We start from the raw sequence: 22,520 nt of genomic DNA, 5'->3' as shown, positions 1-22,520 counted from the left end.
CCTAGAAGAGATTGAACGTGCTGCCGACGATGCCGAGCGGCAGGCGGCCGGCCTCGAACAGGCGGAACTTGACCGCGAAAGGATGCTCGGCATCGCCCGCCATTGACTCCGCCTGCGCGGCCAGCACCAGGGCCGCCTGATAGGCCGCCTGGGCCGCGGCGCCCGCCGCCACCCGGATCAGCGCCTCGTCGGCCACGCCGCCGCGCGCCGCCGAGACGGCCGCCAGGCCATGGGCGACCTCGCTGGCCTTGGTCGAGACATGGGTCAGCGCCACCATCAGGTCGGGCTCGGGATTGATCTGCAGCGCCTCCTGCAGCAGCGCCTGGCGCATCTGCTCTTCCGCATCCCACCAATCCTGGCGCCATTCCGGCGCCTGCGCGGCGGCGGCGGCGGCGCGCCAGTCCTCCACGGCGCCGACGCTGACATCGGGAAAGCCCAGATTGGCGACATAGGCTTCGGCATCGGCGATCTCGGACGGCTCGAGCGGCTCGCCGACCGCGGCAAACCAGTTGATCCGGCCGCAAAGCCGCGCCAGCCGGGCGACGGCGCGCAGGCCGTCCAGCGCGTCAATGCCGGCATCCTCGCCGGTCACATCGCCATCGGCATAGGCGGCATCGGTATCGGCGGCTTCGATCTCGGTGTCGGTGTCCGTCTCGTCATCGTCGTCATTGGCGACTTCGACGATCTTGGTGATCTTCGGCATGGCTCACCCTCGTTCTCGTTCCGGCCGGCATCCTCATCGGCGGCGGCGTATGCCGGGACGGTGTTTCGTCACCGGTTGCCGCGGCTTTCGCGCCACAGGCCGAGCACCTTCTGCACCGGACGGTCGGAAAAGCTGAAGATCACGGCATCCTGCTCCGGCGCGTAATGGCGGTGCGGCACCCAGCTCGGGATCACGAAGGTATCGCGCTTGCCCCAGTCGAAGCACTGCGCCGCATCGCCCTCGCCCACCATGGTATAGCCGCTGCCCTCGACCACGCTGAAGACGGTGGCGTCCGACGAGCGGTAGCGTTCGCCGGCAAAGCCCTTGGGCAGCAATTGCATGAAGGTGCCGATGGTCGGCATCGCCGACTGGCCGGTGGCCGGATTGACATATTGCAGCTTCAGCCCGTGGCAAGGATCCCATTCGTCGGTGCGCCGCATGGCCTCCAGCGCCTCGCGCGTGCGGCGATAGGGATAGTTGAAGACCGGCGAGGTCGGCGTCGTCACCTCGTGATCGACCGGCAGCAGCCCCGAGCCGTAGCGCGCCAGGGCGTCGCCGACCGGGCGCGACAGCGGCTGGCTCTCTTCCGGATAGCGTTCCATGAAGGAGCAGTCGAGGGCCTGCACGAGCGGGATGTCGAGGCCGTCCATCCACACCATCGGCTTGTCGGAATCGTTGCCGTGGTCGTGCCAGGTCCATGACGGCGTGATGACGAAATCGCCCTCCTCCATGATGGTCTTCTCGCCGTCCACCGCGGTATAGGCGCCGCTGCCCTCGACGATGAAGCGCAGGGCGGATTGCGTATGGCGATGCGAGGGCGCCACCTCGCCCGGCATGATCAGCTGCAGCCCGGCATAGAGCGACGTGGTGATGCGCGACTGGCCGGGCATGCCGGGATTCTCCAGCACCAGCACGCGGCGCTCGGCCTCCCGGGCGGTGATCAGCCGGCCGGCCTCCATGATGTGGTCGCGGATATCGTCGTAACGCCAGATCGCCGGCTGGCAGGCGCTTTTCGGCTCCTTGATCACCAGGCCATGCAGCACTTCCCAGAGCGGCGCCAGTTTCTGCGTGGCGATCTTGTCGTAATAGGCCTTGCGCTGCTGCAGCACGGATGGATCAGGCGCGGTCTGCTGGTTCATGGCGGCTTCCCTTCCTCGCGCCGCGCGAGGATTTCAGTATTGAACTCCATTCGGTATTTAACCCCATAACGGGCGCTTCGTCATGCCCGGGCCCGCGGCCGTGCCGGGGCGGCGCGCGAAAAGCCTACGCCGCCGCCGGCAGTTCCGGCAGCTTGAGCTTGAAATGGCCCTCGACCAGCTCCTTCACGCGGCCGAGATAATCCGCCAGCATCTCCTCGTTGGTGCGCTGCTTGATGCCCCATTTGCGGTAGATCTCGTTGTTCTTCGATCCGGCCTTGCCGAAGAAGGCCGGCAGATACGAGAAGTAGCGGTTGATGGCATCCTGCACCTCGGCGCGGCCGGCTTCGGTCTGCAGCAGTTCGTCGCAGAAATCCTTGCCGAACTGGGCGTGGAAACGCTCCTCCGGCATGGTCATGCGGGCCAGGTTGCGCAGCGGCAGGAAGGAGCAATGCGCAAGGTCCTCGACCTGCAGGATCTCGGCCAGATCGGCGATCGCCTTGATGACGCAGAACTCGGCCCAGGTCTTGAGCGGGAATTCGAAGATCGACAGCGGCTTCTTGTCGCCGCCCGGCACCATCTTCTCCGCCGGGATGCCCATCTCCTCGCCCAGCTCGCGGAAGCGGACATGATGGCCGTATTCCTCCATGGCGACGCGGCAGGTCAGCCATTTGGCGTAGGGGGTCGGCGCCAGCGCGATGGCCGGCTCGTCGAAGACGCGCGCGCCATAGAGTTCATTGACGGCGTGGCTGATGACGATCTTCTCCAGCGCCTTGCGGAATTCCTCGGGCTGGCCGGCGAGGTCATGGGTGGTTTTCACGGTCGGGGCTGCGGCACTCATCGGGCATCTCCTGAGATCAAACGATGGGGTCGGTATTGAAGGCTTCGAGATCGGTTTTCAGATCGGCGTAATGCGGCGCGAATTCCCGCGCGGCGGCTTCGCTCAGCGCGGCGAAATCCCAGTCCCGGTCGAGCCGGGCGGTGCGCGCCGCCGGCCGCGGCTGGTTGAACAGGAAAATCTCGCGGCCGCGCACGCCGAAAAGCTGCCCGGTGATCTTGGCCGCATGATCCGACGCGAGCCAGCTCACCAGGGTGGCGACGTGATGCGGCGCGATCTTCAGCGCGCGCTCCTTGTAGGCGGCCTGCGCCTCGTTGGCCGGCTTGATGCTGTCGGTCACGCGGGTGGCGGCGAAGGGCGCCACGGCATTGCAGGTCACGCCCGCGCGCGCCATGTCCATGGCGACGACGCGGGTCAGGCCGACCAGGCCGGCCTTGGCCGAGGCATAGGCGGCCTGGCCGAAATTGCCATACAGGCCGGCGGAGGAAACGATATTGACGATGCGACCGAAAGTCCGCCCCGCCTTCTGCTGTTCGCGCATCGCCGGCGTCGCGGCGGCGGCGAGATAGAAGGCCGCGAAAAGGTTGGTGCGCAGCACGGCCTCGAAATTCTCCGGCTCGCTTTTGAAGATGAAGGCGTCGCGCAGAATCGCCGCGTTGTTGACCACGATGTCGATGGCGCCGAAGCTGTCGATGGCAAGCTGCACCGCCTGCCGCGCCGCGCCGGGGCTGGCGATGCTCTGCGGAAACGCCACCGCGCCGATTTCGGCGGCGGCGTTGGCGGCCACCGTGGGATCGGCGCCCATGCCGTCGATGCCGGTGCCGTTATCGGCGATCACCACCTTGGCGCCGCGCGCCATCAGGTCCCTGGCGATGGCCAGGCCGATGCCGCGGCCGCCGCCGCTGACCAGGGCCACGCGGTCTTTAAGCTCCTCACTCATGCGGCACCTTTGTTCAGTGCGATCTTGTCGGCCTCGGTATAGAAGGCGTCGGCATGGCAATGCTCGCGCGGCAATCCGGCCGCGCTCAACGCCGTCATGCAGGTTTCGACCATCACCGGCGGGCCGCAGAGATAGGCCTTGGCGCCGTCCAGCGCGGGATGGTCGGCTTTCACGGCTTCGGCGAGGAAGCCGGTGCGCCGCTCGGTCGGCCCGCTCGGCTGCGAGAGAACCGGCGTGAAGGTGAAATTGGCGTGCTGTTTCTCCAGCGCGCGGAAATGCTCTTCCAGATACAGGTCGCGCTCGTCGCGCACGCCGAAATAGAGATGGATCGGCTGTTTCATGCCGAGCTTGAGCGCGCGCTCGACGATCGACTTGATCGGCGCCAGCCCCGAGCCACCGGCCAGGGCGAGAATCGGGCCGCTGTGGTTTTCGCGCAAGAACGAGATGCCGCGCGGGCCCTCGACGGCGACCTTGTCGCCGGGCTGCAGGCGGTCGAGCACATAGGGGCTGACCTTGCCGCCGGGCACCAGGCGGATATGGAATTCCAGCTCCTTCTCGCCCGGCTGGCTCGCCATCGAATAGTCGCGCACCGGCTGGCCGGGAAAGGTGACGGCGGCATATTGCCCGGCGGAGAAATCGAACGGCCCGCCGCTGTCGATGGTCAGCCGGATGCGGCGGATATCGTGGGTGACGGGCTCGACGCTCGCCACGCTGCAGCTCAGCTTGCGCTGCGGATGCGCGGCGATCTCGCCCTCCTCCAGCCAGGCCACCTCGCAATCCGACAGCAGCGTGGCGCGGCAGGCCAGGATCAGCCCGGCGGCGCGCTCTTCGTCGGACAGCGCGAATTCCGAATAGGGGATCAGCTCGACCTCGCCGCGGATCAGCATCGACTTGCAGGCGCCGCAATTGCCCGACTGGCAGCCGCAGGGATAGTCGAAGCCGGCGAATTGCGCCGCCGAGAGGATGGTGTCGCCGTCCTCGACGGTGATCGGCTCGGGCAATTGGCGGACGATGACCTGATGGGGCACGGGAACGCTTCCTCCTACGTCTCTCGGGCCATTCCGATACTAGGCCGCGAACCGGGGGATGTCAAATTGTTTGCATGACAAACAATCAGTTCAATTGCCGATCCCGGCAGGATCGGCTAGACAGGATTATAGAAAGAAAAAACGCCCGGTCGGGGGGCGAACCGGGCGTTATGCGCAAATATGTCTGCGCCATTAGCATGCCGGAAGGGGGGGATCTCCCGGCAGCGGCGACGGCGGAAGAATGCCGTCGCACGCCATCCATATGGGGTCGTGAAACGGGTTTCCAAGTGGCAGATGTGAACATTTCCGTGAAGAAGAACCGCCCCGCGCCGACGGCTGCCGCAGGCGCGGAAAGCAGCCCGGCAAAGGCCAACCGCAGGAACGGCGCGGCGGCGCTCGGCGTGCTGCCGGGGCTGCTGGGCTATACCCTGCGGCGCACGCAGGAGGCGGTGTTCGGCGATTTCCTGGCCAATGTCACCGCCAAGCTGAGCCCCGCCGGCATGACGCCCGGCCAGTTCGGCGTGCTGGCGATCATCGCCGCCAATCCGGGCCTGAAGCAGATCGAATTGGGCGGCGCCCTGGGGGTGGACCGCTCCACCATCGTCGCGGCAGTGGACAAGCTGGAAAAACGCGGTCTGGTCGAACGGCGCAGCGTGCCGCATGACCGCCGCGCGCATGCGCTCAATCTCACCGGCGAAGGTCAGCGCATCTACAGGAAAGCGCTCGGGCTGATCGAGCGCCACGAGGAAAAGATCACCGACGGATTGAGCGCCGAGGAACGCGCCATGCTGCTGGCCCTGCTGGCCAAGGTGATGCGGGCGGCGGCGCAGTAAGCCGCCGCGCCGCTTCGGCGAAGGCCGGCCAGCTTGCGAACGCGTCTAGCTGGCGAAAACCTGGGCGCGGTAGAGCCGCAGACTGACCCGCGCGCCGAGCGCCAGCGGATCCTCGCTCTGCTCCTCGCGGGTGCGGGTCAGTTCGACGACGCGGCCATCGGGCAGTTCGGCCTCGATGCGGACGAAGGCGCCCACGGTGGAAACGAAACGGACCGTCGCCTCGCCGCCGGCAGCGGCGCCGATGGCGATGTCATGCGGCCGCACGTAAAGCCGGGCCGGCCCATTCGGCAGGTCGACGCGCTCCAGCGCCGAGGTGTCCAGGCCCGGCAGCAGCACCGAGCCCGCCGCCACATGGCAATCCAGCGCGTTGCTGTCGCCGAGGAAGCTGGAGACGAAGGGCGTGGCCGGATGATCGTAAAGCCGCGCCGGCGTGTCGATCTGCTCGATCCTTCCCTTGTTCATCACCACGACGCGGTCGGCCAGTTCCAGCGCCTCCTCCTGGTCATGCGTGACGAAGACCGAGGTCATGCCGAGCTGCTCGTGCAGGCGGCGCAGCCAGCGGCGCAGCTCCTTGCGCACCTTGGCGTCCAGCGCGCCGAAGGGCTCGTCCAGCAGCAGCACGGACGGTTCGATGGCCAGGGCCCGGGCGAGGGCGACGCGCTGGCGCTGGCCGCCGGATAGCTGCGCCGGCATGCGGTTGGCCAGCCAGTCGATCTGCACCAGCTTCAGCAGCTCGCCGACCCTGTCGCGGATGTCCTGCTCCGTCGGACGCTGCGCTCGCGGCCGCACGCGCAGGCCGAAGGCGACATTCTCGAACACGGTCATGTGCCGGAACAGCGCGTAATGCTGGAAGACGAAGCCGACCTGGCGTTCGCCGACGGGCCGGCCGCCGGCGCTGCGGCCGTCGAACTTGATGTCGCCGCTATCGGGCCAGTCGAGCCCGGCGATCACGCGCAGCAGCGTGGTCTTGCCCGAGCCGGACGGACCGAGCAGCGCCACCAGCTCGCCCGACTGCACGGTCAGATCGACCTTGCGCAACGCTTCGAATTCGCCGAACTGACGGGAAACGCCAATGACATCGATACGCATCTGTTTCGGTCCGTTCGTTCAGGCGGCGGAGGACGCGGCGGCCAGGGCGGGCTTGCGCTCGCGGGCCAGGCGCCATTCCAGCAGGGTCTTCAGGATCAGGGTGACGATGGCGAGCAGCGCCAGCAGCGAGGCGACGGCGAAGGCGGCGACGAAATTGTATTCGTTGTAGAGGATTTCGACATGCAGCGGCATGGTGTTGGTGTAGCCGCGGATATGGCCCGAAACCACCGAGACGGCGCCGAACTCGCCCATGGCGCGCGCGTTGCACAGCAGCACGCCATAAAGCAGCGCCCATTTCACGTTGGGCAAGGTAACGCGCCAGAAGGTCTGCCAGCCGGACGCGTTCAGCGTGAAGGCCGCCTCCTCCTCCAGATTGCCCTGTTCCTGCATGATCGGAATCAGTTCGCGGGCGACGAAGGGGAAGGTGACGAACATGGTGGCCAGCACGATGCCCGGCACGGCGAAGATCACCTGCAGGTCGTGCTGCTCCAGCCATGCGCCGAACCACCCCTGCAGCCCGAAGACCAGCACATAGATCAGGCCGGAAATCACCGGCGAAACCGAGAAAGGCAGATCGATCAGCGTGACCAGGAAGCTCTTGCCGCGGAACTCGAATTTGGTGATCGCCCAGGAAGCGATCAGGCCGAACGCCATGTTGAGCGGCACGGTGATGGCGGCGACCAGCAGGGTCAGCTCGATCGCCGCCACCGCATCCGGCTCGCCAAGCGCGGCGATATAGGCGTTCCAGCCCTGCGCGAAGGCCTGCAGGAAAACCAGCAGCAGCGGCAGTGCGATGAAGATGCCCAAAAATGCCAGCGCCGCCACGATCAGCGCGCCGCGGCCGAGCCACCGCCCGGGCTTGAGCAGCACGCGCCGCGCCGTGATCGCATCCGGTGTCGCCGTCATGGCTATCTGCGCCTTTCGCGCCGTTCCGCCCAGCGCTGCAGGCTGTTGATCAGCAAGAGCAGCAGGAAGGAAACGATCAGCATGGTCACCGCGATCGCCGTCGCCTCGGCATAGGAAAATTCTTCCAGCTTGATGACGATCAGCAGCGGCGCAATCTCGGATTTCAGCGGCAGGTTGCCGGCGATGAAGATCACCGAGCCGTATTCGCCCAGCCCGCGCGCGCAGGCCAGCGCAAAGCCGGTCAGCGCCGCCGGCATGATGCTGGGCCAGATGACCCTTTGGAAAATCTGCCACGGCCCGGCGCCGAGGCTTTCGGCGGCATCCTCCAATTCGCGGTCGAAATCGTCCAGCACGGGCTGCACGGTGCGCACCACGAAGGGTAGGCCGATGAAAACCAGCGCGACGACGATGCCGAGCGGCGTGAACGCCACCTTGATGCCGAGCGGCGCCAGCAGGCCGCCGAGCCAGCCGGTATCGGACCACAGCGTGGTCAGGGCGATGCCGGCGATCGCCGTCGGCAGGGCGAAGGGGATGTCGATCATCGCATCGACGATGCGCCGGCCGGGGAAGCGGTAGCGCACCAGGACCCAGGCCACCAGAAGGCCGAAGACGGCGTTGAACGCGGCGGCGGCGAAGGCGGTGCTGAAGCTGAGCCGCAGGGCATAGAGCACGCGCGGTCCGCTGATCGCCGCCCAGAAGGCCGCCCAGCCCAGCGTGGCGGATTTCAGGAACAGCGCCGAAAGCGGCACCAGCACCACAAGGCTGAGCCAGAAAACGGCCAGGCCCAGCATCATCCCGTAGCCGGGGATCACGCTGGGCAATGGCTTGAAGGGAATGCGGGAAATCGGTTGCGTCACGTCGCGCGGCGCCCTTTCGTCAATTGGAGGGCTTGTAGATCTGATCGAAGATTCCGCCATCGGCGAAATGCGTTTTCTGCGCGCCGGCCCAGCCGCCGAACTGCTCGTCGACCGTGAACAGTTTCACCTGCGGGAAGGTCCCGGCGTATTTCGCGGCGATCTCCGGATCGCGCGGGCGGTAATAGTGCCTGGCCGCGATCTCCTGGCCCTCCTTGCTGTAGAGGTGCTTCACATAGGCCTCGGCGAGTGCGCGGGTTTTGTGGCGGTCGACCACCTTGTCGACCACCGCGACCGGCGGCTCGGCCAGGATCGACACGCTGGGCACGACGATCTCGAACTTGTCCTTGCCCAGTTCGTTGATGGCGAGAAAGGCCTCGTTCTCCCAGCTCAGGAAGACGTCGCCGATGCCGCGCTGCACGAAGGTGATGGTGGCGCCGCGCGCGCCGGTGTCGAGCACCGGCACATTTTTGTAGAGCTGCTGGACGAATTTGCGCGCCTCGGCCGCGCCGCCGGCTTTGCGCTCGGCATAGCCCCAGGCGGCCAGATAGTTCCAGCGCGCGCCGCCCGAGGTTTTCGGATTCGGCGTGATCACCTGCACATCCGGCTTGATCAGGTCCGGCCAGTCCTTGATGCCTTTCGGATTGCCCTTGCGCACCAGGAAGACGATGGTCGAGGTATAGGGCGCGGAATTGTCCGGCAGGCGCTTCTGCCAGTCGGCGGCGATCAGGCCGCGCCCGGCGATGGCATCGATGTCGTAGGCCAGCGCCAGCGTAACCACGTCGGCGGCCAGGCCGTCGATCACCGAGCGCGCCTGCTTGCCCGAGCCGCCATGGCTCTGCCGGATCGTCGCCTTTTTGCCCGTCTGCGCCGCCCAGAATTTTTCGAAGGCGGCATTGTAGTCCTGATACAATTCCCGCGTCGGATCATAGGAGACGTTGAGCAACTGCTTGCCGGCGGCCTCGGCCGGTCCGGCGCATGCAGAAGCCGCCAGGGCGGCGGCGGCCAGCATTTGGCGCCGGGTCGGGCGGAATGTCTGTCTCAGCATGTCGGCCTCTTGGCAGGGATGGGCATCGCCAGGACAAGTCTGGATAACCGGGCCGATGGGGACAATTGAAAGGAATTTGCCGCTCCGGCAAGCTGGATTGCGGGCAAAATTTCCGCCCTTTGCGGCAAGCTTTTGATATGTCAGGCCGTCTTGTCGGCCGCGCGGGCCGGCATGGCCTCGGCGCGCAGCCAGGCCGCGAAGGCGGCCACCTTGGGCAGGCTCAGCTTGCGCGGCGGCGCGACGATGAAATAGCCGTAATCCAGCGGCGTCTCCTTGCGGAACAGCCGCACCAGCCGGCCGGCCGCGATATCGGCCTGCGCCAGAACGGCCTTGGCGAGCGCCACGCCCTTGCCGTGAATGGCCGCGTCCAGCACGAGGCTCGACTGGGTGAACCGCAGGCCGCGATTGACCTCGGCCGCCTCGACGCCCGCCGCCTGCAGCCATGCCTGCCAGCTCGGGCAGGAATGGTCGTCGTCCGGGCTGTCGTCATGCAGCAGGGTGACGGCGGCAAGATCCTTCGGCGTCTTGAGCCGGTGCCGTTCGAGCAGCATCGGGCTGCAGACCGGAAACACCGTCTCCGGCAGCAGCCGCTCGACGGCGACATCCGCGTAATGGCCTTTGCCGTAGCGGATCGCGATATCGACATTGTCGCTGACGAAATTGGCAAGCTGGTTCGACGCCGCCACCCGCACGTCGATATTGGGATGGCTCTGCTGGAAGCGGCCCAGCCGCGGCACCAGCCATTTGACCGCGAAGGATGGCGCGACGCTGACCGTCAGCACGCCGCCTTCGCTCAAGGTTTCCAGTTGGGCGATGGCGTCGGCGAACATCTCGAAGCCGCCGCGGATGCCGGGCAGGCAGGCCTGGCCGGCTTCGGTAAGCGTGATGTTGCGCCCCGAACGCTGGAAAAGCTGCAGGCCCAGATGCGCCTCCAGGGTGCGGATCTGGTGGCTGACGGCGGCCGGCGTGACGCAAAGCTCGTCGGCGGCGCGGATCAGGCTGAGATGCCGGGCCACCACTTCGAAGGTGCGCAACGCCACCAAGGGCGGCAGCCGGCGCTTGCCGCGCGGCCCCGACGGCGCGCCATCGGGCGCGAATTTCACTGCCTGGTGCGGACGCATCGCTGTCCCGATCCGTGCTGGCCCGATCCGTGATTCCGGCAAGGATTTTAGCAAAACCCCCGTGACATCTGCATTACTTTTCAAATCACAGTGCAGGGACGTGCAAGGCTGTCCGGCGGCGCAAAATCATTTGCCGCGGCGGCAAACCGCATTCAATCGACATTCGCAGCGCCGCGGCCATCATCGATGCGACCCTTGCAATGCCCGGTCAGCAAGCTGACAGCGAGGAGGAGAGACGAGCATGCCGATGACGATCGACCTGCAAAGGATCTGCGCTTCCTCCGGTCCCGGCGATGCCGCCACTGCGGCGTATGTGCTGCATAGCCTTTTGCGCATCATGGCGGCGGCGAATGACAATCTTGCCGCCGCGGGCCCGAGAAAGGACGCGCCGCCGGCCTGGACGTCCTGCGAGATCGATCCGATGTTTCTGAACGGCGACGGGCCGGTCTGAAGCGGCGTGGCAGATAGCGGGTCAGTGCCCGGCGGCGGAGAATTCCGGATCGACCAGGCGATAGCCGAGCCTTGGTTCGGTCAGCAGGAAACGCGGCTCGTCCGGATCTTTTTCCAGCTTGCAGCGGACCTTGCGGGCCAGCACGCGCAGCGCCTGGCGCTGCTCGGCATTGTCGAAGCCCCAGAGCGTTTCGGTCAGTTGCCGCGTGCCGACCGGCTGGCCGCTGCGCTGCGCCAGCAGCTTGACGAACCGCGCCTCCATCGGCGACAGCCGCACCGGCCGGTCTTCGCGCCGGGTGTCGCCGGTGGTGACGTCGATCTCGAACGGGCCGACCTTGACGATGCCGGCTGCGCTGGCGCTGGCATTCTCCTCCATGCGGCGGAAGGCCGCCCGCACCCGCGCCAGCAATTCGCCGGGATCGAAGGGCTTGGTGACGTAATCGTCGGCGCCCAGATCGAGCGCGCGGATTTTCGCGTCCACTTCGTCGCGGCCGGACAGGATGATCACCGGCTTGGCGGCATGCGGTCCGTCACGAAGCTGTTCGAGAACATCGAAGCCGGTGATGTCCGGCAGGCCGAGATCGAGGAGAATCAAATCGGCGCCGCCAACCTGCTCGACGCCGTCCTTGCCGCCGATCGCCTCGCGCACCGCATATTCCGCCGCTTCGAGGGCGGCGCGGAGGGCGGCGCGAACCGGCTGGGAATCTTCTATCAGAAGTATGCAGCGCTGCGCCGAAGGCTGTCGGATAGAAGCCAGAGCGTCGTCTCCCCCTTCTCTGGGCCGAAGCGGCCGCGTTTCACTCGCCCTTAAGCTAGCGAAAAACCCGTAAGTCGCCAAGCAGTTACAACTGGGCGACGTATCGATCAAAGCGGCGGGATCAGATTTTGGCAGGCAGGCCGGCGCCGATATCGAGAAAACGCAGATTCCTGGTCATATTGCGCGTGATCGGGTCGCTTTCGCCCCAGCGCTGCCGCGGCAGACGGCTGAGGACGGCGAAAACCTGCACCGGCGCGCCCGCCTCGTCGGGCAGAACCGGCGCGGCGGCGATCTCGACATCGTCATGCCGGCCGGACAGATGCTCGACGGTCAGGCGCAGCACGGCGGCGCAGGGCTGCTGCACCATCTGCCACAGCCGCCTGCCGCGCTGGAGCTGCTGTTCCGGCGGTGCGAGCTTGACGGCGTTGCAGCCGGTGAGCGGCGCGCCGAACTGGCTTTCGATCTCGGTGCCCGCCAGGCGGAACACGGCCTTGTCGGGACCACGCACTTCCAGCACCGCAAGCTGCGGCATCAGGCGGCAGATCGAGACCAGATCCACCTGCGCGCGCCGCGGCAGCAATGCCGTATGCGGGGCCGGGCCGCGCCAGCCATGCCAGGCGGCGAGGAATTTCTCGCTCTCGGCCGTGAAGCCGCCCGGTGCAGCCGGCGCAGTCCCGGCAGCCGGCATAGCCGGCGCGAGAGCCGCCGGCAGGAGAGGAAGCGGCCGCAACAGGCTCATGGGTTCAATGCCGCTTTTCGCCATGCCGCGCTACTGCACCTGCTGCGACGGCAGCAGCAGGCTGCCGGTCAGCGGCGGCGTGCCGGCGCCGATATCGATGAAGCGCAGGCCCTCTCCTTCGGCATAGGATTGCGGCGCCGCGACGATCGCCTGCTCGGCCTGCATCAGCGGCGTGGCGCAGGCGAGGATCAGGCTGGCCTGCATGGCATCGTCGGCCAGCATCGGCGCCGATACCAGTTCGACCGGCATCACGCCATGGCCGCCGTCGCGCAGCCAGTAATAGATCACCGCGGCGCAGGGCTGGGCGGCTTCGGCGAACAGCAGCGCGGCGCGGCGCTGGCGGTTCTCCGGCGTGGTCAGATCGAGATAGTTGCGCCCGGACAGCTCGGTGCCGAGCATCTCCCGCACCTTGCTGCCGGCGAACCAGATATAGATGTTCTCGCGGCCGCGGATTTCCAGAAACAGGCAGCGCGGCAGCAGGTCGCCGAGCGACTTGGTGTCGAGATCGCGCCGCTCGGGCAGCAGGTTGCCGTGCCGCCAGCTATGCCAGGCGGCAAAAAAGCGGCGGCTGTCCGCCGTCAGCGGAGCCGGTAAAGTGGCCACAAAGCTCATACCCGCTATGATAGCGGAGGCCGGCGTAAAAAAGAGCTTATGATTTGGTTACCGTATTGAATTCATTGAATTTGCAAATTCATATCACAGTCAGCGACGGTATTTCAGATCCGCGCCTTGACCTTCCCATGATGGGAAGCCTTATCTGATGGGGCAGCGTTGCCATCCGGAGTTCCTGCATGTCCGTGAACCCTGTTTCCGTCCCCGCCGCTGCCCCCGCCCCCGCCCTGGCGGCCGCCAGCGGCGCCGCCTATGACCTGCCGGTGCAGGGCATGAGCTGCGCCTCCTGCGCCGGCCGGATCGAGAAGGCCCTGGCCACCCTGCCGGAGGTCGCCGCCGTGCGGGTCAATCTCGCCAGCGAGAGCGTCCATGTCGATCTGACCGCCCCCGCCGCCCCCGTCGCGCCGCTCGTCGCCGCCATCGAGGCGGCCGGCTATGGCGTGCCGCGCGAGCATCTGCCGCTCAGGATCGGCGGCATGACCTGCGCCTCCTGCGTCGCCCATGTCGAAAAGGCCCTGCTGGCCGTCCCCGGCGTGCAGGCCGCCAGCGTCAATCTCGCCGCCGGGCAGGCAGCGGTCACCGCCCCGCGCGGCCTGGTCGATATGGCGGCGCTGCTCGCCGCAGTGAACAGGGCCGGCTATGACGCCCGCCCTTTTGACGAGGCTGCTTCATCGCTCGATCGGCGCGCCGATGCAGCAGCCCGCCTGATCGCGCGCGAACGCAACCTGGCCCTGCTGGCGCTGGCCTTGAGCCTGCCGCTGCTGGCCGGCATGGGCTTCGAGCTGGCTGGCTGGCATCAGCTCATGCCGCCGGGCTGGCTGCAATTCCTGATCGCCACGCCTGTGCAGGCCCTGCTCGGCTGGCGCTTTTACCGCAGCGGCTGGAAGGCGCTGCGCGCCGGCAGCGGCAACATGGATCTGCTCGTGGCGCTCGGCACCTCTGCCGCCTGGGGCCTGAGCACCTGGAACCTGTTCGCCGCCGGCGCGGCGGCGCCGCAGTTCTATTACGAGGCCTCTGTGGCGGTGATCGCCTTCGTGCGGCTCGGCAGATGGCTCGAAGCGCGCGCCAAGGGCCAGACCGTCGCGGCCCTGCGCGCGCTGATGCAGCTCAAGCCGGCGACGGCGCGGCGGCGCCTGCCCGACGGCCGCGAGGAAACGGTGCCGAGCGCGATGCTGCAGCCGGGCGATCTTCTGGTCGTGCGCGCCGGCGAGGCTTTCGCCGCCGACGGCGAGATCGTCGAAGGCCATGGCAGCGTCGACGAATCGATGCTGACCGGCGAAAGCCTGCCGGTCGAAAAGCTGCGCGGCGACGCCGCGCATGCCGGCACGATCAACCGCGACGGCCTGATCGTCGCGCGCATCACCGCCAGCGGCGGCGAGACGATGCTGGCGCGCATCATCCGCCTGGTGGAGACCGCGCAGGCGAGCAAGCCGCCGATCCAGAAGCTGGTCGACCGGATCAGCGCCGTCTTCGTCCCCGTCGTCGCGCTGATCGCGCTGCTCACCTTCGCGCTGACCCTGACGCTGGGCGGCGGCGTGATCGAGACGGCGGCGGTGCACGCCATTGCCGTGCTGGTCATCGCCTGCCCCTGCGCGCTCGGCCTGGCGACGCCGGCCGCCTTGACGGTCGGCACCGGGCTGGCGGCGCGCCACGGCATCCTGATCAAGGACGCCGACGCGCTGGAGGCGGCGCGCGCGGTCAGCCTGGTGGCGTTCGACAAGACCGGCACGCTGACCGAGGGGCGGCCGGCGGTCACCGATATCGTCGTGCAGGTCGGCACGGAGACGGCGCTGCTGCAGGCGGCGGCCGCGCTGCAGGCCGGCTCGCAGCATCCGCTGGCCCAGGCGCTGCGCGAGCGCGCATCGATGCATGCCGCGTCCCATGGTCCGCTGGGCAGCCTGCGGGATTTTCGCGACCTGCCCGGCAGAGGGGTATCCGGCATCGTCGACGGCCGGCCGCTGCTGCTCGGCAATGCCCGTCTCATGCAGGAGCATGGCGTCGATCTTGCGCCGCTGCAGGACCGCGCCGCCGCCCTGGCGGCGCAGGGCCGCACGATCTCGTATCTGGCGCAAAGCGCGCCGGGACAGCATTCCGGATCGAATCCTGGCCCGCGCCTGCTCGGCCTGATCGCGTTCGGCGACGAGCCGAAGGCGACCGCTGCCGCCGCCATCGCCCGGCTCAAGGCGATGGGCATCCGCACCGCCATGCTGTCGGGCGATGCCCGGGGCGCGGCGGCGGCGATCGCGCGGCGGCTCGGCATCGATCGGGTCGAGGCCGAAATCCTGCCGCAGGACAAGGCGGCGCTGATCGCCCGGCTGCGCCGGGAAACGGGCGGGCGCATCGCCATGGTCGGCGACGGCGTCAACGATGCGCCGGCCCTGGCGGCGGCCGATATCGGCATCGCGATGGGCACCGGCACGGATGTCGCCATGCAGACCGCGGAGCTGACCCTGATGCGCGGCGATCCCGGATTGGTGGCGGCGGCCATCGCCCTGGCGCGGGCGACGGATGCCAAGATCAAGCAGAATCTGTTCTGGGCCTTCATCTACAATCTGGTCGGCATCCCGCTCGCCGCCTTCGGTCTGCTCAATCCGGTCTTTGCCGGCGCGGCGATGGCGCTCAGTTCGGTATCCGTGCTGACCAATGCCCTGCTGCTCAAGCGCTGGCGCCCGGCATGACGCTGCGGAGGAGGGAGCGATTATGAATATCGGCCAGGCCAGCGAAGCCTCCGGCGTCACCGCCAAGATGATCCGCTATTACGAAAGCATCGGCCTGATGCCGGCGGCCGGGCGCAGCGCCAGCGGCTATCGCCGCTACGGCGAGCAGGAGGTGCATATGCTGCGCTTCATCCGCCGCGCCCGCGATCTCGGCTTCTCGCTGGAGGATATCCGCGCCCTGCTCGGGCTGTGGCGCGACCGCACGCGCTCCTCGCAGGCGGTCAAGGCCATCGCGCTCAAGCATATCGACGAACTGGGCCGCAAGATCGCCGAGCTGCAGGCGATGCGGCGCAGCCTGCAGCATCTCGCCGAAGCCTGCCACGGCGATGCGCGGCCGGATTGCCCGATCCTCGATGATCTGAGCGGGGATGCCTGAAACGCAAAGGCGCGGACGGCCGCCGGCGCGGGCCGCGATGCTTTGATGCTCAATCGAACCAGTAGCGCAGGCCGAGCCGCAGGACATGCATGTCGCTGTCGTCCAGGCCGGCATGGTTGTCGTTGATCCACTGATAGCGGTAGGACGGCACCAGGTCGAAGCGCTGGCTCAGCTTGTAGCTGAGCCCGACCTCGCCGAAGGCGGTCAGGTCGGTGGAATTGTCGCCGCCGGGCACCGTCGCGCCATTCGCCGTCGCCGCCGGCCGGCCGCTATTCTGATACAGCAGGCCGCCGCCGGCGCCCAGATAGGGCGTCAGCACCGTGCCGGTATCGATGTCGTAATAGATCGCCGCCGTCAGGGCATAGAGATCGCGATCGCCGCCGAGGCCCCTCGATGCGCCGCCGATCGAAATCGAATCGTAATCGTGGCTGCCGTAGCTGAGCTCGCCTTCCAGGCGGAAATTGTTGCTGAAGCGATAGCCGGCGCCGCCATAGAGGACAAAGCCGTCGCTGCTTTCCACGGTGACGCTCTGGCCGTCGGCATTGCCGTCGACATCGCGCGGGAACAGCCAGGCGCCGCTCAGCACGCCATACCAGCCGGAGCCGAGCCGCTCGGCTCTCCAGCCGTCATTGCCGCCCTGCTGCGCCGCCGCCGGCAGGGCATAGGCGAAGGCCGCCAATGCCGCCGCCATCGCGCCGATGCGGCAAAGGGCAGGACAGCGGGCAAGGATCGCAGCCATGACGACATATCCCTCCTGCATGAGAGAGGCGTGGATATGAGACATGAGCTAGGCGGCGAAAACGGGACTGCAATGCCGTTAATGCCGCTTTCCGCGAAAAATATTTTGCCGGTGCCATCCTGGAACAAAGCGATGCAGCCGGCGTTTCATACCACTGGGTTGAGCGGCGGCGCATCGCGGCGATGCGGCGAGAGCGGTATTGCGGCGCGGAACATCTGCGCCGCTGCAGTGTTCAATGTCAACCCGGCCTTCCAACCTGTTCCGTGAATGCACTCGCGATGGAGCGCCTGCATGCGTCTATATACTGCCGATATCGCTTTCGAGTCCGCCCGCCCGGGTGCGAACTGTTTCGTCGTGGCGACCCTGCGCAATAAATCCGTGCGGGTGCGGGCGGCCCGCTCTCCCGAGGCGGCGCAGTCCCTGGCGCACGAATTGCAACATGCCTTCGACAGCCATGCGCTGCCCGGCGACGTAGCGGAAAAGCTCAGCGACCGCTTCCAGCTCACCAGATAGCCGCCGCGGCGCGATCCGTTTTTCAGGGAACCAGGCGGTAGAGCCGCACGCCGTAAGGCTCGATGCGGTCGCGGATCGTGCCGGCGGCCGCATCGGCATCCACGGCTTCCCGGTCCACGCCGAGGCGGCCGCCGGCCGGCAGCCGCGCCACATGATGCAGCGGCTGGGCGAAGGCGATGCGCAGGGCATGGCTGCGGTTTTCCAGATTGACCGCGATCAGCACGAGCTCGCGGCCTTCCCAGGGCCGCAGCAGGGTGCGGACCGGCGCCGCCATCGCATCGCGGCCAGTGGCATCGCGGCCACTGGCATCCCGGTCACTGGCATCCCGGTCACTGGCGGCGACGGCAACCGAATAGGGCCGCCTTGCATCGGGCTGCAGCAAGGCCGGCGTCAGCCGGATCAGCACGCGGTTGAGCCGTGCGATGCTGTCCCAGAGCCGCTTCGCCGCCGCCACCTCTTTTGGCGTGGCGATGTAGGGTTTCGCCACGCTGCTGCGCGGCGGCGGATCGGCGGTGCCGATGCCGTAATCGAGCTGCGGCGCGGCGGCAATGCCGATCGCGCCGGCATTGCGCGCGGCGTAATTGTCCTCGCCCAGCCAGATCAGCCCGCTGGCGCCATGCACCAGGGCGGCGAAGGCGAGGGCGCGCGCCTGCGCCGGGTTCGGCATCGGCTGGCCCGGCTTGCCCGCCGCCGGCAGCATCGCCCAGACCGGCTGCCTGGGATGCGCCTTGACGATGGCGGCGAAGGCGTCGATGCGGGCCGGATCGCGCGCGACATTGACCACGACCGCCGGCGCGGCATCCAGCAGGACGGGATGAGGCGTTGCGGCGGCCGTTTCCTCGCGCGGGCGCAGCAGGGCGACGCCGGAGCCTTCGGCGGCGCGCAGCAGCGCATCGAGCGGCTGCTCCGGATCGGCGGCGACGGCATTGAAATCGGCCGCGAAAGCCGACGCGAAACCGCGCCGCACGCCGAGCCGGTAATCGACCAGCGCGCCGCCCAGGGCGCGCGGCAGGAACGAACGCTGCGGATCGTAACGCAGCATGACCGCGCCTTTATGGTCGGTATGCGGCACGGCCTCGGGATGCGGCTGCTGCATCGCCGCCGGGGTCGGCCGGTAGGGATCCACCGCCACCGCAGCGCAGCCGGCCAGGATCAGCATGGCGACGAGCATGGTCGGACGGAGGGGCGAGGCGGCCATGGCGGCAGAGGCTAGAGCATTTCCCGAACACCTGGAAACACTCCCGGCTGGAATGCCTGATGCGCCGCTGCCGCGCGCGCGGAAACAGGACTGGGCCCCGGATGCCGGCTTGCGGCATGACGAGGGCAGAACCGCCATGCGTTCATCGGTCACGTTACCGTGTTTCTTCCTTGCCAGTTCGCCGGCGCCGCCGTAACGTATACGGACGATTATCGGTGTCCGGCTCGTCTCGCGCCGGCCGCATTAGAAAAAAGCTGAAATCCCCATGTCTGCCCCTGCTTTCGCTGCCGCATCGCCGGCTCCCGGACGGCCGCAGTTTTCCCATCGTGAAAAGGTCGTCATCATCGCCGGGCTGATGCTCGGCATGTTCCTCGCCGCGCTGGATCAGACCATCATCGCCGCGGCGCTGCCGCGCATGGCCGCCGATCTGCACGATGTCGAGCATATGTCGTGGATCGTCTCGGCCTATCTGCTGACCTCCACCGCCGTCACTCCGATCTACGGCAAGCTGTCGGACCTCTATGGCCGCAAGCTGATGCTGCAGACCGCGATCCTGATCTTCCTGCTCACCTCGCTGCTCTGCGGCCTGGCCAGCGATATGGGCCAGCTCATCGCCTTCCGCGCGTTGCAGGGCCTGGGCGGCGGCGGCCTGCTGGCGATGGCGCATGCCACCATCGCCGACGTGGTCAGCCCGCGCGAGCGCGGCCGCTATCAGGGCTACATCGCCAGCGTGTTTGCCGCGTCCAGCGTGATCGGCCCGGTGCTCGGCGGCCTGTTCGTCGAGCATCTGAGCTGGGCCTGGGTCTTCTGGATCAACCTGCCGCTGGGGCTGGCCGCGCTGTTCGTGGCGCAGACCACGCTCAAGCGGCTGCAGGTCAAGCGCCTGCGCCACAAGATCGACTATCCCGGCGCGGTGCTGATCGTCGCGGCGGTGACCTGCATCCTGCTGATCACCACCATGGGCGGCAACGACGCCGCCTGGTCCTCGCCGGTCATCCTCTGGCTCGGCATCGCCGCCGCCGCGCTGTTCCTGCTCAGCCTCTGGCAGGAGGCGCGCGCGCCCGAGCCGATCCTGCCGCCGCGGCTGTTCCGCAACCGCGCCTTCACCGTCGCCAACACGGCGGGGCTTCTGCTCTCCATGGTGATGATCGGCGGGCTGATCTTCCTGCCGCTGTTCCTGCAGGTGGTCTACCGCCTCTCGCCGGGCGATTCCGGCTTGATGCTGATCCCGCTCACCTGCCTGACCGTGACTGGCGCGATCACCTCGGGCCAGCTCGTCGCCCGCACCGGCCGCTACAAGATCTTTCCCATGATCGGCCTGACGCTGGTGACCATCGCCATGACGCTGCTGGCCACCGCGCCGCTGCATACCTCGCTGCTGAGGGTCGGCGTTTATATGGCGCTGAGCGGCTTCGGCATCGGCCTGGTCATGCCGGTGATGCTGGTGACGGTGCAGAATGCGGTCGAGCCGCGCGATCTCGGCGTCGGCACGGCCTCGATCTCCTTCTTCCGCTCGATGGGCGGCTCCTTCGGGGTGGCGCTGTTCGGCGCGGTGCTGATCGCCCGGCTCAATCACTGGGCGGGGCAGGCGCCGGACCTGGCGGCGGCGCTGGGCGCCGAGCCCGGCATCCGCCTCCTGCATGCCGGCACCGGCGCGCTGGACCTGGCGCCGGCGGCGCTGCATCCGGCGCTGGCCGAAGCGATACTGCGCAGCTTCCACGAGGTCTTCGGCCTCGGCGCGGTGATCGCGGCGGTGGCATTGGCCGTCTTCCTGCTGCTGCGCGAGATCCCGTTGCGCACGACGCCGGGGATGAGCGGCGACGAAGTGCCTGCCGGCGCGCCGGCGGATTGAACGGCTAGCACCGCCGGCCCGCCTGCCTACTCCAGATAGCGATACAGTGCGGTGCGGAACGCCGCCGCCGATGGCCGGTTCCTGTCAAGCGACAAAGAACCACGGTTTAGTCGCTTGCCTCCGCCGATCCTTCGCGGCAAGAGTGTCGCCCATGTTGTGCCACCGTTTCCTGCCTCGTCTCACCCTGCCGGCCCTGCTCTGCGCCGGACTGCTCTACGCTGCTGCGCCGGCCCGCGCGGCCGAGGTCAGCGTGCACGGCGATCGGATTCTGGTCGAGGGCAAGCCGTTTGCGATCCGCGGCGCTGACGGCCAGAGCCGCCTCAACCTGCTGCGCCAGCTCGGCGCCACGGTGGTGCGCAGCTACGGCGACGAGACGCCCTATGTGCTGGGCGAGGCGCAGAAATACGGCCTGAAGGTGATCGCCGGGCTGTGGCTGGAGCCGCCGCGGCGCGGCTTCGACTATACCGACCGCAGGGCGGTCGATCAGCAGCTCGCCAAGCTGATGGACATTGTCGAGCAGTTCAAGGACAGTCCGGCGCTGCTGATGTGGGGCATCGGCAACGAGGTCGAAGGCGAACTGCCCGAGGATGGCGAGCAGGCCACCCTGGCCTTCAAGGCGATCGAGGAGACCGCCAGGCTGGTGCGCCAGCGCGATCCGCATCATCCGGTCATGGCCGTGCTGGCGGAAACCGGCAAGGAAAAGATCATCAAGCTGCGCCGGCTGGCGCCGAGCATCCAGGTGCTCGGGGTGAATTCCTTCGGCGAGGCGCTGGCCAGCCTGCCCGACCGGGTGCGCGCGCAGGGCTGGACCGGTCCGCTGATCGTCACCGAGCTCGGCGCGCTCGGCCAGTGGGATGCCAGGCGCACCGACTGGGGCGCGCCGGTCGAGCCCTCCAGCGATGAAAAGGCCGTGCTGCTGTCGCGCTACCTGACCGCGCTGATGCCGCGCACGCAGGGCCAGCTCGTCTTCTACTGGGGCCAGAAGCAGGAAGTGACGCCGACCTGGCACGGCCAGCTGCTGCCCGACGGCGAGTGGCTGCGCAGCGCCGAGGTGATGGCGACCGCCTGGGGCGGCGCGACGCCGAACGGCAACCACGCGCCGCGCATCACCAGCTTCAAGCTCACGCAGGGCGATAGCTGGACCGCCGACAAGACCGGCCGCGCCGAGATCGCCACCGAGGATCCCGACGGCGATCCGGTCGGCGTGGTCTGGACGGTGATGGCGGAAAGCGCCGACGTGAAGAAGGGCGGCGATGCGGAAAGCGTGCCGCCCAGCTTCCCGCAGGCGCTGCGCGAGCCGGGACCGAGAAGCGTCGGCATCGCCGGATTGAAGCCGGGCAATTACCGCCTGTTCGTCACCGTGCGCGACGGCAAGAACGCCGCCGCCACCGCCAACCTGCCGTTCCAGGTGAAGTAGGTCCGGCCGCCGGCAGCGGGCGAAAACAAGCCCGCCGGAAAATCTGTGATCGTTCGATGGCCCTGGCCCGGCATTCGCGTGCCGCGGCGTGATCGAGATCGGCTGCCGGGACAATGGACGAACCCGCGTTGCGTTCCCCGCCGCGTTCTTCGCGGCGCGCGGGCACGGCGGCGCAAATGCCGCGATCTTGCCGCAATTTCCGTCAAATCCAGCCGCATTCGCTTGCCAGCCTCAAGGCGAAGCAAAGCCGGCCGCCGGCATGGCGGCGTCATGCTCCGAAAAGAGCAACGGAACGGCAGGGCACAAAAGCAGGGCTGACGTGTTTCATCCTCGCCGCACTGATCCCAGCCCGGCGCCAGACAAGTGGACGCCAGAGCGGATGAAGGTGTCCACCTGACCGCGCTACCGGAAAGGAGAGCGACCATGCTTTACTGGGCTTTGATCTTCTTCATTCTGGCCATCATCGCCGGCGTCTTCGGCTTCACCGGAATTGCCGCCGCCTCGGCCAGCATCGCGCAGATTCTTTTCTTCATCTTCCTGGCGGTCTTCGTCATCAGCCTGATCGCCTATCTCGTCACCGGCCGCAGGCCGCCGCTGACATAGTTCGCGTCCCCGGCGCCGCATCGTGCTGAGCGGCGCCGGGTATTTTCTTCT

At 67.7% G+C, this 22,520-nt stretch carries 24 protein-coding genes; 9 read left to right on the top strand and 15 right to left on the bottom strand.

Annotated features, from left to right (window positions below; all coding sequences use genetic code 11):
* Position 1: 1 nt before the first annotated feature.
* The 5 genes from VF194_RS08370 to VF194_RS08350 all read right to left on the bottom strand — a co-directional run bounded on the left by VF194_RS08370 (position 2) and on the right by VF194_RS08350 (position 4,645).
* On the bottom strand, positions 2-703 hold the full coding sequence (locus VF194_RS08370; protein WP_330889924.1) for a hypothetical protein: 702 nt from the start codon (positions 701-703) through the stop codon (positions 2-4).
* 68 nt (positions 704-771) lie between these two features.
* A complete protein-coding gene (gtdA, locus tag VF194_RS08365; protein ID WP_330889922.1) occupies positions 772-1,842 on the bottom strand; it encodes a gentisate 1,2-dioxygenase in 1,071 nt (356 codons plus the stop codon).
* Positions 1,843-1,966: 124 nt separating this feature from the next.
* Positions 1,967-2,680, bottom strand: a complete 714-nt coding sequence (locus tag VF194_RS08360) for a Phenylacetic acid catabolic protein (RefSeq protein WP_330889920.1) — start codon at positions 2,678-2,680, stop codon at positions 1,967-1,969.
* A gap of 16 nt (positions 2,681-2,696) precedes the next feature.
* The gene (locus VF194_RS08355) at positions 2,697-3,617 is read right to left on the bottom strand and encodes an SDR family oxidoreductase (RefSeq protein WP_330889919.1); all 921 of its coding nucleotides are present in this window, start codon (positions 3,615-3,617) and stop codon (positions 2,697-2,699) included.
* On the bottom strand, positions 3,614-4,645 hold the full coding sequence (locus tag VF194_RS08350) for an FAD-binding oxidoreductase (protein ID WP_330889917.1): 1,032 nt from the start codon (positions 4,643-4,645) through the stop codon (positions 3,614-3,616). Before VF194_RS08350 ends, VF194_RS08355 begins: the two co-directional genes overlap by 4 nt.
* 296 nt (positions 4,646-4,941) lie before the next feature.
* On the opposite strand from VF194_RS08350, the gene VF194_RS08345 reads away from it, so the two are divergent.
* The gene (locus tag VF194_RS08345; protein ID WP_330889915.1) at positions 4,942-5,478 is read left to right on the top strand and encodes a MarR family transcriptional regulator; all 537 of its coding nucleotides are present in this window, start codon (positions 4,942-4,944) and stop codon (positions 5,476-5,478) included.
* Between the two features lie 45 nt (positions 5,479-5,523).
* Here the strand turns inward: VF194_RS08345 and VF194_RS08340 are convergent, their stop codons facing one another.
* The 5 genes from VF194_RS08340 to gcvA form a co-directional block, all read right to left on the bottom strand.
* Positions 5,524-6,567 (bottom strand): sulfate ABC transporter ATP-binding protein, encoded by a 1,044-nt coding sequence (locus VF194_RS08340; RefSeq protein ID WP_330889913.1) that lies wholly within the window; start codon positions 6,565-6,567, stop codon positions 5,524-5,526.
* Positions 6,568-6,585: 18 nt separating this feature from the next.
* On the bottom strand, positions 6,586-7,473 hold the full coding sequence (cysW, locus tag VF194_RS08335; RefSeq protein WP_330889911.1) for a sulfate ABC transporter permease subunit CysW: 888 nt from the start codon (positions 7,471-7,473) through the stop codon (positions 6,586-6,588).
* Positions 7,474-7,475: 2 nt separating this feature from the next.
* Positions 7,476-8,330 carry a sulfate ABC transporter permease subunit CysT gene (cysT, locus tag VF194_RS08330; RefSeq protein ID WP_330889909.1) on the bottom strand — a complete coding sequence of 285 codons (855 nt, stop codon included), beginning with the start codon at positions 8,328-8,330 and terminating at the stop codon, positions 7,476-7,478.
* 19 nt (positions 8,331-8,349) lie between these two features.
* Positions 8,350-9,375: a sulfate ABC transporter substrate-binding protein gene (locus VF194_RS08325; RefSeq protein WP_414656082.1), complete on the bottom strand. Its 1,026-nt coding sequence runs from the start codon at positions 9,373-9,375 to the stop codon at positions 8,350-8,352.
* 140 nt (positions 9,376-9,515) lie between these two features.
* Positions 9,516-10,496 carry a transcriptional regulator GcvA gene (gene gcvA, locus VF194_RS08320; protein ID WP_330889907.1) on the bottom strand — a complete coding sequence of 327 codons (981 nt, stop codon included), beginning with the start codon at positions 10,494-10,496 and terminating at the stop codon, positions 9,516-9,518.
* 241 nt (positions 10,497-10,737) lie between these two features.
* Here gcvA and VF194_RS08315 point away from each other — a divergent pair, with 241 nt between their 5' ends.
* Positions 10,738-10,947, top strand: coding sequence for a hypothetical protein (locus VF194_RS08315; protein ID WP_330889905.1), 210 nt, complete (start codon positions 10,738-10,740; stop codon positions 10,945-10,947).
* Between the two features lie 21 nt (positions 10,948-10,968).
* Here VF194_RS08315 and VF194_RS08310 read toward each other — a convergent pair whose 3' ends face one another.
* Genes VF194_RS08310 through VF194_RS08300 form a run of 3 tightly spaced genes read right to left on the bottom strand, consistent with a single transcriptional unit; the run spans position 10,969 to position 13,054 of the window.
* Positions 10,969-11,784, bottom strand: coding sequence for a response regulator transcription factor (locus VF194_RS08310; RefSeq protein WP_330889903.1), 816 nt, complete (start codon positions 11,782-11,784; stop codon positions 10,969-10,971).
* Between the two features lie 40 nt (positions 11,785-11,824).
* Complete coding sequence (locus tag VF194_RS08305) at positions 11,825-12,442, bottom strand: PAS domain-containing protein (RefSeq protein ID WP_330889901.1); 618 nt, start codon at positions 12,440-12,442, stop codon at positions 11,825-11,827.
* Between the two features lie 30 nt (positions 12,443-12,472).
* Complete coding sequence (locus VF194_RS08300; RefSeq protein WP_330889899.1) at positions 12,473-13,054, bottom strand: PAS domain-containing protein; 582 nt, start codon at positions 13,052-13,054, stop codon at positions 12,473-12,475.
* 179 nt (positions 13,055-13,233) lie between these two features.
* Between VF194_RS08300 and VF194_RS08295 the strand changes: the two genes are divergently transcribed.
* A complete protein-coding gene (locus tag VF194_RS08295; protein ID WP_330889897.1) occupies positions 13,234-15,732 on the top strand; it encodes a heavy metal translocating P-type ATPase in 2,499 nt (832 codons plus the stop codon).
* Between the two features lie 22 nt (positions 15,733-15,754).
* Positions 15,755-16,147 carry a Cu(I)-responsive transcriptional regulator gene (gene cueR, locus VF194_RS08290; protein ID WP_330889895.1) on the top strand — a complete coding sequence of 131 codons (393 nt, stop codon included), beginning with the start codon at positions 15,755-15,757 and terminating at the stop codon, positions 16,145-16,147.
* A gap of 49 nt (positions 16,148-16,196) precedes the next feature.
* On the opposite strand, the gene VF194_RS08285 is transcribed toward cueR, so the two are convergent.
* Positions 16,197-16,886, bottom strand: a complete 690-nt coding sequence (locus tag VF194_RS08285) for a porin family protein (protein ID WP_330889893.1) — start codon at positions 16,884-16,886, stop codon at positions 16,197-16,199.
* 36 nt (positions 16,887-16,922) lie between these two features.
* Here VF194_RS08285 and VF194_RS08280 point away from each other — a divergent pair, with 36 nt between their 5' ends.
* Entirely contained in the window at positions 16,923-17,153 is a 231-nt protein-coding gene (locus VF194_RS08280) for a hypothetical protein (RefSeq protein WP_330889891.1), read from the top strand.
* Between the two features lie 24 nt (positions 17,154-17,177).
* Positions 17,178-17,399 carry a hypothetical protein gene (locus VF194_RS08275; protein WP_330889889.1) on the top strand — a complete coding sequence of 74 codons (222 nt, stop codon included), beginning with the start codon at positions 17,178-17,180 and terminating at the stop codon, positions 17,397-17,399.
* Between the two features lie 22 nt (positions 17,400-17,421).
* On the opposite strand, the gene VF194_RS08270 is transcribed toward VF194_RS08275, so the two are convergent.
* Positions 17,422-18,597 (bottom strand): hypothetical protein, encoded by a 1,176-nt coding sequence (locus VF194_RS08270; RefSeq protein WP_330889887.1) that lies wholly within the window; start codon positions 18,595-18,597, stop codon positions 17,422-17,424.
* A gap of 265 nt (positions 18,598-18,862) precedes the next feature.
* On the opposite strand from VF194_RS08270, the gene VF194_RS08265 reads away from it, so the two are divergent.
* The 3 genes from VF194_RS08265 to VF194_RS08255 all read left to right on the top strand — a co-directional run bounded on the left by VF194_RS08265 (position 18,863) and on the right by VF194_RS08255 (position 22,469).
* Entirely contained in the window at positions 18,863-20,449 is a 1,587-nt protein-coding gene (locus VF194_RS08265; protein ID WP_330889885.1) for an MDR family MFS transporter, read from the top strand.
* A gap of 151 nt (positions 20,450-20,600) precedes the next feature.
* Positions 20,601-21,866 carry a glycosyl hydrolase gene (locus VF194_RS08260; protein ID WP_330889883.1) on the top strand — a complete coding sequence of 422 codons (1,266 nt, stop codon included), beginning with the start codon at positions 20,601-20,603 and terminating at the stop codon, positions 21,864-21,866.
* 423 nt (positions 21,867-22,289) lie between these two features.
* Positions 22,290-22,469, top strand: coding sequence for a DUF1328 domain-containing protein (locus tag VF194_RS08255; protein WP_330889881.1), 180 nt, complete (start codon positions 22,290-22,292; stop codon positions 22,467-22,469).
* Positions 22,470-22,520 lie beyond the last annotated feature (51 nt).

It is taken from the genome of Ferrovibrio sp., from assembly GCF_036381655.1.
Taxonomy (GTDB): Bacteria; Pseudomonadota; Alphaproteobacteria; order Ferrovibrionales; family Ferrovibrionaceae; genus Ferrovibrio.
This window is presented reverse-complemented; position numbering and strand designations above follow the sequence as displayed.

Bases quoted from the DNA above. Each gene is read 5' to 3' on its own strand.
- VF194_RS08255 (WP_330889881.1), top strand. From the start codon at position 22,290: ATGCTTTACTGGGCTTTGATCTTCTTCATTCTGGCCATCATCGCCGGC.
- VF194_RS08270 (WP_330889887.1), bottom strand. From the start codon at position 18,597: ATGGCCGCCTCGCCCCTCCGTCCGACCATGCTCGTCGCCATGCTGATC.
- VF194_RS08355 (WP_330889919.1), bottom strand. From the start codon at position 3,617: ATGAGTGAGGAGCTTAAAGACCGCGTGGCCCTGGTCAGCGGCGGCGGC.
- VF194_RS08275 (WP_330889889.1), top strand. From the start codon at position 17,178: ATGCGTCTATATACTGCCGATATCGCTTTCGAGTCCGCCCGCCCGGGT.
- VF194_RS08260 (WP_330889883.1), top strand. From the start codon at position 20,601: ATGTTGTGCCACCGTTTCCTGCCTCGTCTCACCCTGCCGGCCCTGCTC.
- VF194_RS08280 (WP_330889891.1), top strand. From the start codon at position 16,923: ATGAGACATGAGCTAGGCGGCGAAAACGGGACTGCAATGCCGTTAATG.
- VF194_RS08265 (WP_330889885.1), top strand. From the start codon at position 18,863: ATGTCTGCCCCTGCTTTCGCTGCCGCATCGCCGGCTCCCGGACGGCCG.
- VF194_RS08285 (WP_330889893.1), bottom strand. From the start codon at position 16,886: ATGGCTGCGATCCTTGCCCGCTGTCCTGCCCTTTGCCGCATCGGCGCG.
- VF194_RS08370 (WP_330889924.1), bottom strand. From the start codon at position 703: ATGCCGAAGATCACCAAGATCGTCGAAGTCGCCAATGACGACGATGAC.
- VF194_RS08325 (WP_414656082.1), bottom strand. From the start codon at position 9,375: ATGCTGAGACAGACATTCCGCCCGACCCGGCGCCAAATGCTGGCCGCC.
- VF194_RS08315 (WP_330889905.1), top strand. From the start codon at position 10,738: ATGCCGATGACGATCGACCTGCAAAGGATCTGCGCTTCCTCCGGTCCC.
- cueR (WP_330889895.1), top strand. From the start codon at position 15,755: ATGAATATCGGCCAGGCCAGCGAAGCCTCCGGCGTCACCGCCAAGATG.
- gcvA (WP_330889907.1), bottom strand. From the start codon at position 10,496: ATGCGTCCGCACCAGGCAGTGAAATTCGCGCCCGATGGCGCGCCGTCG.
- gtdA (WP_330889922.1), bottom strand. From the start codon at position 1,842: ATGAACCAGCAGACCGCGCCTGATCCATCCGTGCTGCAGCAGCGCAAG.
- VF194_RS08300 (WP_330889899.1), bottom strand. From the start codon at position 13,054: ATGAGCTTTGTGGCCACTTTACCGGCTCCGCTGACGGCGGACAGCCGC.
- VF194_RS08295 (WP_330889897.1), top strand. From the start codon at position 13,234: ATGTCCGTGAACCCTGTTTCCGTCCCCGCCGCTGCCCCCGCCCCCGCC.
- VF194_RS08305 (WP_330889901.1), bottom strand. From the start codon at position 12,442: ATGAGCCTGTTGCGGCCGCTTCCTCTCCTGCCGGCGGCTCTCGCGCCG.
- VF194_RS08360 (WP_330889920.1), bottom strand. From the start codon at position 2,680: ATGAGTGCCGCAGCCCCGACCGTGAAAACCACCCATGACCTCGCCGGC.
- VF194_RS08340 (WP_330889913.1), bottom strand. From the start codon at position 6,567: ATGCGTATCGATGTCATTGGCGTTTCCCGTCAGTTCGGCGAATTCGAA.
- cysW (WP_330889911.1), bottom strand. From the start codon at position 7,473: ATGACGGCGACACCGGATGCGATCACGGCGCGGCGCGTGCTGCTCAAG.